The organism is Streptomyces sp. NPDC007808 (assembly GCF_042868655.1).
Lineage (GTDB): Bacteria > Actinomycetota > Actinomycetes > Streptomycetales > Streptomycetaceae > Streptomyces.
Map to the genome: position 1 here is coordinate 73,064 of NZ_JBIAEQ010000012.1, position 12,066 is coordinate 85,129.

Below are 12,066 nucleotides of genomic sequence, written 5' to 3' on the forward strand. Positions count from 1 at the left end.
TACAAGTCCGAGGAAGTTGGTCCAGCCGTGGTTTTGGGGTTCTCGATCGCCCTGATCGTCTTCAGCCTGCTGCTGATGCTGCTGGTGCTGATGCACAAGGGGAAGGGCGGCGGTCTCTCCGACATGTTCGGTGGTGGCATGCAGTCGTCCGTCGGCGGCTCCTCGGTCGCCGAGCGCAACCTCGACCGGATCACCGTCGTGGTCGGTCTGCTCTGGTTCGCCTGCATTGTCGTGCTCGGCATCCTCATGAAGGTGAACAACTGACCGGCACGCACAATCCCTACGCAAGGCCCCATGTTCGGTACGCGCAGCTGAGCGCGGCCTATCATGGGGCTTGCGTCTTGGTGTGAGGGTTCTGTAACTCCAATCACTGGACGCGCGTTGGGCCTTACGTAGACTGAGGCGCTCGCGGCGAAGCGGAACGCCGACTCGCTTCGCGGCACCATCACGCAGGGAGTTACGACCGTGGCAAGTGGCAACGCGATCCGAGGAAGCCGGGTCGGGGCGGGGCCGATGGGCGAGGCCGAGCGCGGCGAGTCCGCGCCGCGTCTCCGCATCTCCTTCTGGTGCTCCAACGGGCACGAGACGCAGCCCAGCTTCGCCAGCGACGCGCAGGTTCCCGACACCTGGGACTGCCCGCGTTGCGGCTTCCCCGCCGGACAGGACCGGGACAACCCGCCGGACCCGCCGCGCACCGAGCCCTACAAGACGCACCTGGCGTATGTACGGGAACGGCGCAGCGACGCTGACGGCGAGGCGATCCTCGCCGAGGCACTCGCCAAACTGCGGGGCGAGATCTAGGAGTTGGGACCGGCCGGGCGCCTTCGGGTGCCCGGCTGGTCCTGTATGCGGCTCGGACCGGGGCGGACTCCCGCTGTCAGGCCGATTGTCAGTGGTGCCCTCTACGGTGTGTCCATCGATCTTGTGCATCGGTGTCCGGAGGGGGAGCCATGGCGGCGGCTGAGGTGGTGGGTGCGCGTGCACCCGCCTGGCGTGGGGGATTCGGGCGGCTGTGGAGCGCGGCCGTGCTGTCCGGCTTCGGTGACGCCCTGCGTACGGCCGCCCTGCCGCTGCTTGCGGTGACGCTGACGGACCAGCCGTTGCTGATCGCCGCGGTCACCGCCTGCGGTTATCTGCCGTGGCTGCTGTTCGGGCTGCTCGGCGGCGCCGTGGCCGATCGGGTGGATCAGCGGCGCGCGATGTGGGCGGTGGACGCGTCACGGGGTCTGCTGATGGGTGCCTTCGCGGTGGCCGTCGGACTCGGCCACGCCTCGATCGGCCTCCTCATCGCGCTGGCCTTCGTCCTGACCGCTGCGCAGACCCTGTTCGACAACGCCGCCACGGCCCTGCTGCCCCACGTGGTGGACCCGGAGGCGCTGGGCAGCGCCAACGCCCGGCTGATGACCGGACAGCGGATCGCCGGCGGGCTGCTGGGGGCACCCGCGGTGCCCCTGCTGCTCGCCGCGGGAGCGGCCGTTCCCTTCGCGGCCGACGCCGTCACCTTCGTGCTGGCCGCCGCGCTGATCGCCTCACTGCGGCCCGCGGCGCCCGCTCAGACGCCGAAACAGTCCGGCCGCACCCTGCGCCGGGACATCGCGGACGGGCTGCGCACCCTGTGGCGTGACCGGGCGCTGCGCGGGCTGTGCGCCGCGACGGCTCTGTGCAACATCGGGATGGGGGCCCTGATCGCCACCCTGGTCGTCCTGGTGACCGGATGGCTGGAGGCGGGCACCGCCGGATTCGCCGCCGCGTCCACCGCGTACACCGTCGGCAGCCTGGCCGGGGGACTCGGGAACCGGTGGGTCACCGCCCGGCTCGGACCGGCGCGGGCCGTGCTCCTCGCCGGATGCGTACAGACCGGCGCCCTCGTCGTCATGGGCACGGTACGGAGCCTGACCGCCCTGGCGGCCGCCCTGGCCGTCTTCGGATTCCTGGGGATGGTGTGGAACGTCAACACCACGACCCTGATGCAACAGCGCGCCCCCGTCGACATGCTGGGCCGGGTGAGCTCCGCCTTCCGGACGCTGGCCGTCGCCGGGGCCCCGCTGGGAGCCCTGCTCGGCGGTACCGCCGCCACCGCCTGGGGCCCGAACACCCCCGCCCTGCTCACGGCCGCCTTCTTCGTCCTGTCGGTCCTCGCGCTGATACCAGGCGCCGGGCCGGACGTACCTGTTGTCGCGTCGCCCGCCGTTTCACCGGACGACGACGGGACGACAGCTCACGTCACCCGCTGATCAACTAGGTTGGAACAGCCCCATCAGGCACGAAAGAAGGCTGAAGTCGGACATGAACGCAGACGGTCGTACCAGGCTGAACCGGACGCCCCAGTGGACCGCGCTGGTCAGGCATCGCGAGGAGTTGGGCGAGGTCCAGCTGCGGGAGCTGTTCGCCGCCGACCCGGATCGCGGCGCGGGGTACACGCTGCGGGTCGGCGACCTGTACATCGACTACTCCAAGCACCTGGTCACCGACGAGACACTGCGGCTGCTGCGCGAGCTGGCCGCCGCGACGGACGTCTTCGGACTGCGGGACGCCATGTTCCGCGGCGAGAAGATCAACACCACCGAGAACCGCGCCGTGCTGCACACCGCGCTGCGGGCCCCTCGGAACGCGGTGATCGAGGTCGACGGAGAGAACGTCGTGCCGGGTGTGCACGCGGTGCTCGACAAGATGGCCGACTTCGCGGACCGGGTCCGCTCCGGCGTCTGGACCGGCCACACCGGCAAGCGCATCCGCAACGTCGTCAACGTCGGCATCGGCGGCTCCGACCTCGGCCCGGCGATGGCCTACGAGGTGCTGCGCAGCTTCACCGACCGCGATCTCACCGTCCGCTTCGTGTCGAACGTCGACGGCGCCGACCTGCACGAGGCCACGCGTGACCTGGACGCGGCCGAGACGCTGTTCGTCATCGCCTCGAAGACCTTCACCACCATCGAGACGATCAGCAACGCGACCTCGGCGCGCAACTGGCTGCTGAGCGAGCTCAAGGCGGGCCCCGAGGCCGTCGCCAAGCACTTCGTCGCGCTGTCGACGAACGGTGAGAAGGTCGCCGACTTCGGCATCGACACGGCGAACATGTTCGAGTTCTGGGACTGGGTCGGCGGGCGGTACTCGTACGACTCGGCGATCGGACTGGCGCTGATGATCGCCATCGGCCCTGACCGCTTCCGCGAGATGCTCGACGGCTTCCGGCTCGTGGACGAGCACTTCCGTACCGCCCCCGCCGAGTCCAATGTGCCGCTGCTGCTCGGCCTCTTGGGCATCTGGTACGGCAACTTCCATGACGCCCAGTCGCATGCCGTGCTGCCGTACAGCCACTACCTGTCGAAGTTCACCGCCTATCTGCAGCAGTTGGACATGGAGTCCAACGGCAAGTACGTCGGCCGGGACGGACAGGAGGTCGACTGGCAGACGGGGCCGATCGTGTGGGGCACGCCGGGCACCAACGGGCAGCACGCGTACTACCAGCTGATCCACCAGGGGACCAAGCTGATCCCGGCGGACTTCATCGGGTTCGCCGAGCCGGTGGCCGAGATGAGCGAGGAACTCAAGGGACAGCACGACCTGTTGATGGCGAACTTCTTCGCCCAGACGCAGGCGCTGGCGTTCGGCAAGACGCCGCAGGAGGTGCGTGCGGAGGGGGTGCCGGAGGAACTGGTGGCCCACAAGACGTTCAAGGGCAACCACCCCACGACCACCGTCCTCGCGCGCGAACTGACCCCGTCGGTCCTCGGTCAGCTGATCGCGCTGTACGAGCACAAGGTGTTCGTGCAGGGCGCGGTGTGGAACATCGACTCCTTCGACCAGTGGGGGGTGGAACTCGGCAAGGTCCTCGCCAAGCGGGTGGAGCCGGCGCTGACCGAGGGCACCGAGGTGCCGGGTCTCGACGCGTCCACGAAGGCGCTCGTCGCCGAGTACCGGGAGCTGCGCGGACGGCGGTGACGCCGATACGGGAAGCGGGCGCCGCCCGCTTCCCGTAGACTCCCTCGCCGATCAGACGACGATCACTCGGGGGAGTGCAAGTTGACGTATCCGCAAGGCAGTTGGACCGGCGGCACGCCGACCGCCCGGTCGTTCCTCAAGCCCCACCAGGCGGCGAAGGCGGTATTCCATCCGGCCTGGATCCCGCAGCCGCTGGATCCGTCCGTGGACGCGCTGAAGAAGGCGCGCGTCATCGCGGGAGCGGTCGCGGCGTTCGGGGTGTACACCTTCGTCGAGGGCGGGTTCGCCTTCGAGGAGATGCTCGACAACGCGGCGACCGCCTGCCTCGTGCTGCTGTTCGTCACACCGCTCACGGTCGCCGCGATGCTCTATGTGTGGCGGCGTTCCGGCGGGGGCACGGTCGGGCAGCTGAGGACACCGCTCGTCAGGTCGCTCAAGTTGCTGCTGCTGTTCATCGGCTCGGCGCTCGGGACGGTGCTGACCTTCCGGATGGGGAACGCCTTCGGGACCCTCGGCGGGCTGCTGGTCAGCGTCGTCGGCCTGTGGATGGCCTTCTTCGTGATGGCCGGCGCCTACCGGATCTCGGGGAACTTCTTCGGCACGGCGGCGGTGCACCGCTGTCTGCCGCCGTTGCTCGCCACGGTGACGACATGGCTCATGGCCATCCCCGATCTCGTCACGGGCGACCTGCACGGCCTCGGCCTCGCCATGGGCGTGGTCTTCATCCTGGGTGCCCCGTTGACGGTCACCGCCATCGCCCTGCTGGAGATGGGTCGCCTCAAGAGCAGGTACGGCATCCGGCTGGCGGCACACCCGGCCACCTTGCCGCCGCTCCCGGCGTTCGCACCCACACCCACACCCACACCGACCTATCCGCCGTCGTACGCACCCGGCGGCTTCGTGCCACCGCAGAACCATCCGTACGCCCCACCCGCGCAGCCCTACGGCGCACCCCCGCAGGGCAACCTGTACGGCGCACCCCCGCAGGGCAACCCGTACGCCACCCCGGCGCAGGGCGACCCCTACGGCTCCCCGCCGCAGGGCAACCCTTACGGCACCCCGCCGCAGGGCGACCCGTACGCCTCGGGCGCGCAGCACCCGTACGCGCCGCGGCCGCCCCACAACCCGCCGCCCCCGTACCACCCGCAGTAATCCGGCGGGCGCCGGTCAGGCCACCGCGCTCAAGGTGTCCGCGAGCCGGCGGCGGGCCGCGCGGGAGGCCGGGACCGCGGCGAGCGCGGCCGCGCCGAGGACCGCGGCGGCGCCGAAGAGGAGCAGGAACACCGGGGACGGCCCCTGCGCGATCCCGGCACCGATGCCGCTCCACCTGCCCTGGGCGTCGATCAGCCGGCTCGCCAGCGGTGCGCCCAGGACCGTGGCGACGACGACCGCGGCCAGGGCGGTGCAGCCGGTGGAGATGATCGTGATCGCGGTGATCTGCCGTGGGGACAGGCCGATGGCCTTGAGGGCCAGCAGGTCACGCTCGCTCTCGCGGACGGCGCCACCGATCGCCGTCAGCAGCTCGATGAGCCCGATGAGGGCCAGTACGACGATCAGGCCCACGACGACTCCGCGCAGCGGGGACAGACCCTCGGCCGGATCGGGCGCGGCGTTCACGTCGAGGTGCCCGCGTCCGGCCTCGGTCAGCCGGTCGGCGACCCGGTCCGGGTCGGCGCCCGGGAGGAGCCGCAGCTCGTAGAGGGTGGGGCCGAGGCCCGGGTCGTTCTCGCGGAGGGTGTCGAGGGACGTGGAGATGACCCGGCCGGCGTTCTCCGGCTCGATGCTGCGGCCCACGATGTGCAGGATCTGCGGCTGGTCACCGACGGTCATCCGCACCCAGTCGCCGACCTTCACGTCCAGCAGGTCCAGCAGCCCCTGCCCGGCCACCGCCTCGTCGCGGCCGTGGGCGGCACGGCCCTCCGCCAGGGCGTACGGGTACGGGTCCTGCCGGGTGCCGAGGCCGCGCAGGGCGATCGTGGCCGTCTGGCCGGGGACCAGGGCGGCGACCTCGACGCCCGGGTAGGCGGCGGCGACCTGCGGATCGCGCTCCAGCATCGCGCGGGTCTCCCGGTCGGCCAGGCCGGAGTCGGCGTGGACGGTCAGGGCGGTCGGCAGCCCGATCTGCTCGGGCCTGCTGTCGAAACGGTCGATGGTGGTCCACGCGCTCATCGCGACCACGATCAGCAGCAGCGGCAGCGTGAGCCGGGCCACCGTCGCCAGCGACCGAGGACGACGCGTGAACGCCCGGTGCCCGCCCAGCACCAGCGCGGGCGGCAGCCGCAGCCCCAGCGCCCGCCGGGCCACCTCCGACAGCCGCCCGCCGAACTGAGCCGCCGGACGCGGCACCGGCACCGGTGGGACCCGGCCCGCCCGCCACGCCGCCAGCCCCGTGGTCGCGCCGATGAACAGCACCGCCCCCACCGGCACCACGACCAGTGCGACGGTGTGGCCGGGCAGCCCCTGCCACACCCCGACCGCGTCCCCGAGCCGCCCCGGGATCCGGCTGCCGAGGGCCTGGATGACGGCCGCGGCGGCCAGGGCGCCCAGCAGGGCGTAGGCGAGGTGCTGGAGCAGGAAGACCCGGACCACCTGGCCGGGGGTGAAGCCGATCGCCTTCAGAACCGAGATGTCCCGCAGGTGGCCCCGGATGCGGGTGCCGATCGCGCCGTGCACCGCGAGCCCGGCGGCGACCAGGGCACCCAGCCCGAACAGCGCCAGCACCTGTCCGAGCAGCCGGTTGTCGCCCTGCGCCTCGGCGCGCGCCTGCTGCCACGTGGAGACCTCGCCGACCGCGCCGGCGCCCAGCACGGTCACGGCGCGCTGGACGGCGTAGTCCGTGTCCTCCGGGTCCGACAGGCGCAGCCCGATCACCTGGCCGCCCGGGTCCGGCACGGCCGACGGCTGGGTCCAGACGAGCCCCGGCCGCTCGCCGGGCCGGTAGCGCGGCTCCGCGCTGTCGGCGGTGCCGAGAACGGTCACGGTCCGGCCGGAGCCGGGCAGGGCGAGGGTGTCCCCGGGCATGGCCAGGAGGGCACGGGCCAGGCGGGTCTCCAGGACGACACCGTCCGGGGCGGCGGGGTCCAGCCAGTGGCCGGAGGTGAGGAGCGGGCGGCCGACGGCCGGTTGGTCGGGCGTGCCGCGCAGCTCGACGGAGGCGCGGGCGCCCTGGGAGGCCAGGGTGGTGGACACGGTGGGGTAAGGACCCGCGACGGACTCGACGCCGTCCAGTTCGCCCAGCTTCCCGGTGTCGGCCGCGGAACCGGTGTGCAGCCACACGTGCGCGCCGTGAGCCTGGGTGAAGACCCGCTGCCAGGGGTTGGTGGCGTAGCCGAAGAGGGCCGTGGCCAGCAGCAGGGAGACGACGATCCCGGCCGTGGCGAGCACGAGGAACAGCGCCTCGCCGCGGTGCGTGCGCAGATCGGAGTGCGCCCAGCGCAGGGTGGCTCGCACGGGCCTCAGCCCCTCGGCCCGGGCGCCGGGCAGTGGTCGTACACCCGCATGTCAGTCCTTGAGTTCGAGCACGCCGGAGATGCCGGGCCGGCGGGGCGCAGTGCCCGCGTCCAGTACGGCGTCGTCGGCTATCCGGCCGTCGAAGAAGCTGATCACCCGGTCGGCGGCGCTGGCCAGCCGTGCGTCATGGGTGACCAGCACGATGGTCTGGCCGCGCTGGTGGAAGCGGGACAGCAGCCGCATCACCTCGCGGGTGCCCTTGCTGTCCAGGCTGCCGGCGGGTTCGTCGGCCAGCAGCAGCGGTGGCCGGTTGACCAGTGCCCGGGCCAGTGCGACCCGCTGCTGCTCGCCACCGGACAGCTCGCCCGGCATGCTGCGCTCCTTGCCGGTGAGGCCCAGCTCGCCCAGCAGCTCCGCCCGCTCGGCGCGCGCCCGCTTCGGCGATACTCCGGCCAGCAGGGCGGGCAGCTCGACGTTGTCGGCGACGGAGAGGTCGGAGACCAGGTTGAAGAACTGGAAGACGATCCCGATGCGCTTCCGGCGCTCCACCGCCCAGCGGGCCTCGCTCCATCCGTCGGCGCACTCGCCGTCCAGCCAGATGCTGCCGCTGTCGGGCCGCTGAAGCCCGCCCAGCAGATGCAGCAGGGTCGACTTGCCGGCCCCGGACGGACCCGTGACGGCCACGAACTCGCCCTGCCGGACGGAAAGATCGACTCCCCGCACGGCATGTGCCGGGGCGCCCTCGCCGTGATGCGTCTTGACCAGGCCCTGGGCACGCAGCACCGGGCCCTCGGCGGGCGGCACGGGGCCTTCGGCGGGCGGCACCGGGCTCTCGGCGCGCACCGGGCCCTCCGCGGGTGGCGCAGGGGCGTCCGATCGCCGCCTGGGAGTGGAATCGTCGTTCACTCCAGCTCCTCCAGCTCTTCCTGGCACCGCTCCAGCCAGTCGAGGTCGGCCTGCAGATGCAGCATCGCGCCCTCTATCAGCAGATGGGCGATGCGGTTGTCCCGGTCCTCGGCGGCGGCGAGTTTCGACAGTTGGCGCATGGTGTTCAGGTACTGACGGCGCTGCTTGTTGATGAGGGCGACCTGGTCGGCGAGACCGGTCTGCGGGGCGAGGGCCAGTTTCATGAAGAAGTCGTCCCGTACCCGTGGCTCGTCCTCGGGCTCCTCGAACCAGGCGCGCAGCGCCTCGCGCCCGGCGTCGGTCAGGTGGTAGACCTTCTTGTTGGGCCGGCTCGACTGCTCCACGTCCTCGCCCTCGATCAACCCCGATTTCTCGAGGCGGCCGAGGGTCACATAGATCTGGCCGACGTTCGGCTGAGGGTACGCGGAGCCCAGGGTCTGCTCAAGGTCCTGCTTGAGCTCGTACCCGTGGGCCGGTCCGCGTGCCAGGAGTGCCAGGAGGGGCAGCCGCACTCGTGCTCTCCTCCTCGCCCGTGGGTAATGTGCTGCGAGGCCTAGTATCGCGCATACCTAACAGGTATACATGGCCTCTGACTCCGGGCGAAGGTGCCTGGGGCCGGTGTGCAAGGAGGAACCTATGCGGTGGATCCACGCCGCTGGTAGGGGCCTTCTCGTCCTTGTCGTGATCGTGACCGGCTACGTCGCCTCCGGCGTCGGCTCCGACGAGGGTCCCGCGGACGGCAGGGGCCCGTTGACCCTTGCCACCGCCGGCGATCTCACCGGCTATCTCGGTTCCGTCCTGGAGGGCTGGAACCGCACCCACCCCGGCGAGAGGGTCACCCTCGTCGAGCTGCCCGACTCCGCGGACGAGACCCAGGCGCAGATGGCCACCGACCTGCGTGACGGTGACCGCAGCCGCTTCGACGTCCTCAACATCGACGTCAGCTGGACCTCGCAGTTCGCGGCGCACGGCTGGATCCGCCCGCTGGCCCGTGACCGCTTCCCCCTGGACACCTTCCTGCCCCGGGTCGTGGACACGGCGACCTACGACGGGCAGCTGTACGCGGTCCCGTACGTCACCAACGCCGGCCTGCTCCTCTACCGCAAGGACATCCTCGCCGAGGAGGGCGTCGACCCACCGCGCACCTGGTCGGAACTGGAGCGGGCGGCGCGCACGATCGCGCCCAAGCACGGCCTCGACGGTTACGCGGGCCAGTTCCTGCCGTACGAGGGCCTCACCGTCAACGCCGCCGAGGCCGTCTACTCGGCGGGCGGCACGATCCTCGGCGACGAGGGCGAGCGCGTCACCGTGAACTCGACGGCCGCCCGTGAGGGCATCGGTTTCCTCGCCCGCGGGGTGCGCGAGGGCTGGATCCCGAGACAGGCGCTGACCTACAAGGAGGAGGAGTCCAAGCGTGCCTTCCAGGACGGACGCCTGCTCTTCCTGCGCAACTGGCCGTACGCCTACGTAGGCGCGTCGGCCAAGGGCTCACCGGTCGCCGGGAAGATCGGTGCCGTACCGCTGCCGGGTCCGGACGGGCCGGGGGCGAGCGTACTGGGCGGTTCCAACCTCGCCGTCAGCAGCCACGCCCGGCACCCCGACTCGGCCGCCCGGCTGATCGCCTATCTGACCAGTGAGCGCGTCCAGCGCCAGGTCCTCACGCGGGGTGCGCTGCCACCCGTGCGGGCCGACATCTACGAAGATCCCGAACTCGTGCGGGAGTTCCCGTACCTGCCGACCCTGCGCGAGAGCGTGCGGGCAGCCGCCCCGCGCCCCAAGAGCCCACGCTACGACCAGGTGAGCCTGGTCGTGCAGGCGGTCGTGCACGACGCGATGAGCGGGCGCCAGACGCCCGCGGTGGCCGTGCGTCGACTGGCGCGTGAGCTCGACCGCATCGCGCGCTGATCCTTCCGTAGTTACTTGTTAAGTAACGCCACGGTCTCTTCTGAGGTCGTTTTGGGCAGGTAAATGCCTAAATAAGGCCCCGACCGGTCAGTAGCTTCCGTCCAGTTCATTGACACCTGTGCGACACGGCTACTTAACATGCATGCATAACAGCTGCCCTCCTCAGAGACAGGTCAATGGGTTGAACAGGCACCCTTGGTGGCGTGACGCGGTGATCTACCAGGTCTACGTCCGCAGCTTCCTCGACAGCACCGGTGACGGCGTCGGCGACCTCGCCGGCGTCCGGGCCGGACTGCCGTACCTGAAGAAGCTCGGCGTCGACGGGATCTGGCTGAGCCCCTTCTACCCCTCGCCCCAGCACGACCACGGCTACGACGTCGCCGACTACTGCGACGTCGACCCGGTCTTCGGCGACCTCGCCGAGTTCGACCTGCTGGTCGCGACGGCCCGGCGGCTCGGCATCAAGGTGCTGCTCGACATCGTCCCCAACCACTGCTCCAGCGAGCACCCGTGGTTCCAGGAGGCGCTGGCCGCCGGACCCGGCAGCGAGGCCCGCGCCCGCTTCCACTTCGCCGACGGCCGCGGCGCCGACGGCTGCGAGCCCCCCAACAACTGGCACGCGATGTTCGGTGGCCCGGCGTGGAGCCGGGTGACCGAGGCCGACGGCCAGGCCGGTCAGTGGTACCTGCACATGTTCACTCCCGAGCAGCCCGACTGGAACTGGCGCAACCCGCAGGTCGGTGCCGAGTTCGACCGGGTCCTGCATTTCTGGCTGGACCGGGGTGTGGACGGCTTCCGCATCGACGTCGCCGCCGGCCTCTTCAAGCACCCCGAGCTGCCCGACTCCGACGACCCGGAGGCCGACGCCCGCACCCGCGACTCGGTCAACCCGCTCGCCTGGAACCAGCCCGAGGTGCACGAGGTGTGGCGCCGGTGGCGCTCCATATGCGAGGAGTACACCGGCCGTGACGGCCGGGAGCGGCTCCTGGTCGGCGAGGTGTCCGTGCCCACCGCACGCGAACACGCCCGGTACGTCCGCGCCGACGAACTGCACCAGGCGTTCTTCTTCGACCTGCTCAGCGCCCCCTGGGAGGCCGACGCCTTCCGCAAGGTCATCACCGAGGCCATGCAGGACATCGCCGGCACCGGCTCCACGGTCACCTGGGTCCTGAACAACCACGACCAGGTCCGCACCGTCACCCGCTACGGCGAACCCGCGACCGAGGGCAGCGGCCTCGGTGCCGCGCGCGCCCGTGCCGCCGCGCTGCTGATGCTGGCGCTGCCCGGAGCCGCGTACATCTACCAGGGCGAGGAACTGGGCCTGCCCGAGGTCGTCGACCTGCCCGACGACGTGCTCACCGACCCCATCTTCCGCCGCACCGGAAGCCGCGCCCGCATCCGCGACGGCTGCCGCGTGCCGCTGCCCTGGTCGGGACAGGCGTCCCCCTTCGGCTTCACCTCCGGGGTGGAGAGCGCCAAGCCGTGGCTGCCGCAGCCGGAGTACTTCGCCGAGTACGCCACCGACCGCGCCCTCGCCGACACCCGCTCCTTCTGGCACCTGTACCGCGACGGACTGCAACTGCGTCACGCGCTGCCCCAGTTGGGCGAGGGCACGCTGCGCTGGCTGGACAGCCCGCCCGGTGTCCTCGCCTTCGTCCGCGGCGACGGCCTCGTCTGCGCCGTCAACTTCGGTACGGCGCCCGTCCCCGCGCCCGCCTCCGGCAGCCCCCTGCTGTCGAGCGGCCCCTGCCCGGCCGGTGTGCTGCCCGGCTCCACCGCGGCCTGGTGGATGAGCGACGGGACCGTCCCCGAAGCCGTCTGACCTCGCCCGCCCGATCCCGTCCGACCCATCTGTCCGCAAGG

General features: G+C 71.4%; 10 protein-coding genes. 7 read left to right on the forward strand and 3 right to left on the reverse strand.

Annotated features, from left to right (window positions below; genetic code table 11):
- The first annotated feature begins 33 nt into the window (after positions 1–33).
- The 5 genes from secG (at position 34) to ACFYNL_RS37055 (ending at position 5,094) form a co-directional block, all read left to right on the forward strand.
- Positions 34–264 carry a preprotein translocase subunit SecG gene (gene secG / locus ACFYNL_RS37035; protein ID WP_009300451.1) on the forward strand — a complete coding sequence of 77 codons (231 nt, stop codon included), beginning with the start codon at positions 34–36 and terminating at the stop codon, positions 262–264.
- Between the two features lie 201 nt (positions 265–465).
- On the forward strand, positions 466–801 hold the full coding sequence (locus ACFYNL_RS37040) for an RNA polymerase-binding protein RbpA (RefSeq protein WP_003957010.1): 336 nt from the start codon (positions 466–468) through the stop codon (positions 799–801).
- Positions 802–950: 149 nt separating this feature from the next.
- Entirely contained in the window at positions 951–2,234 is a 1,284-nt protein-coding gene (locus ACFYNL_RS37045; protein WP_388811882.1) for an MFS transporter, read from the forward strand.
- 52 nt (positions 2,235–2,286) lie between these two features.
- Positions 2,287–3,942, forward strand: coding sequence for a glucose-6-phosphate isomerase (pgi, locus tag ACFYNL_RS37050; protein WP_388811885.1), 1,656 nt, complete (start codon positions 2,287–2,289; stop codon positions 3,940–3,942).
- An 81-nt stretch (positions 3,943–4,023) separates the two neighbouring features.
- On the forward strand, positions 4,024–5,094 hold the full coding sequence (locus ACFYNL_RS37055; protein ID WP_388811888.1) for a DUF3824 domain-containing protein: 1,071 nt from the start codon (positions 4,024–4,026) through the stop codon (positions 5,092–5,094).
- Between the two features lie 15 nt (positions 5,095–5,109).
- On the opposite strand, the gene ACFYNL_RS37060 is transcribed toward ACFYNL_RS37055, so the two are convergent.
- The 3 genes from ACFYNL_RS37060 to ACFYNL_RS37070 are packed head-to-tail and all read right to left on the reverse strand — an operon-like array spanning position 5,110 to position 8,810.
- Complete coding sequence (locus ACFYNL_RS37060; RefSeq protein ID WP_388811891.1) at positions 5,110–7,392, reverse strand: FtsX-like permease family protein; 2,283 nt, start codon at positions 7,390–7,392, stop codon at positions 5,110–5,112.
- Positions 7,393–7,443: 51 nt separating this feature from the next.
- Positions 7,444–8,235: an ABC transporter ATP-binding protein gene (locus ACFYNL_RS37065; protein ID WP_388811893.1), complete on the reverse strand. Its 792-nt coding sequence runs from the start codon at positions 8,233–8,235 to the stop codon at positions 7,444–7,446.
- Between the two features lie 59 nt (positions 8,236–8,294).
- A complete protein-coding gene (locus ACFYNL_RS37070) occupies positions 8,295–8,810 on the reverse strand; it encodes a PadR family transcriptional regulator (RefSeq protein ID WP_388811896.1) in 516 nt (171 codons plus the stop codon).
- A 124-nt stretch (positions 8,811–8,934) separates the two neighbouring features.
- Between ACFYNL_RS37070 and ACFYNL_RS37075 the strand changes: the two genes are divergently transcribed.
- The gene (locus ACFYNL_RS37075; RefSeq protein ID WP_388811900.1) at positions 8,935–10,203 is read left to right on the forward strand and encodes an ABC transporter substrate-binding protein; all 1,269 of its coding nucleotides are present in this window, start codon (positions 8,935–8,937) and stop codon (positions 10,201–10,203) included.
- 142 nt (positions 10,204–10,345) lie between these two features.
- Positions 10,346–12,025 (forward strand): glycoside hydrolase family 13 protein, encoded by a 1,680-nt coding sequence (locus ACFYNL_RS37080; RefSeq protein ID WP_388811902.1) that lies wholly within the window; start codon positions 10,346–10,348, stop codon positions 12,023–12,025.
- The last annotated feature ends 41 nt before the right edge of the window (positions 12,026–12,066 follow it).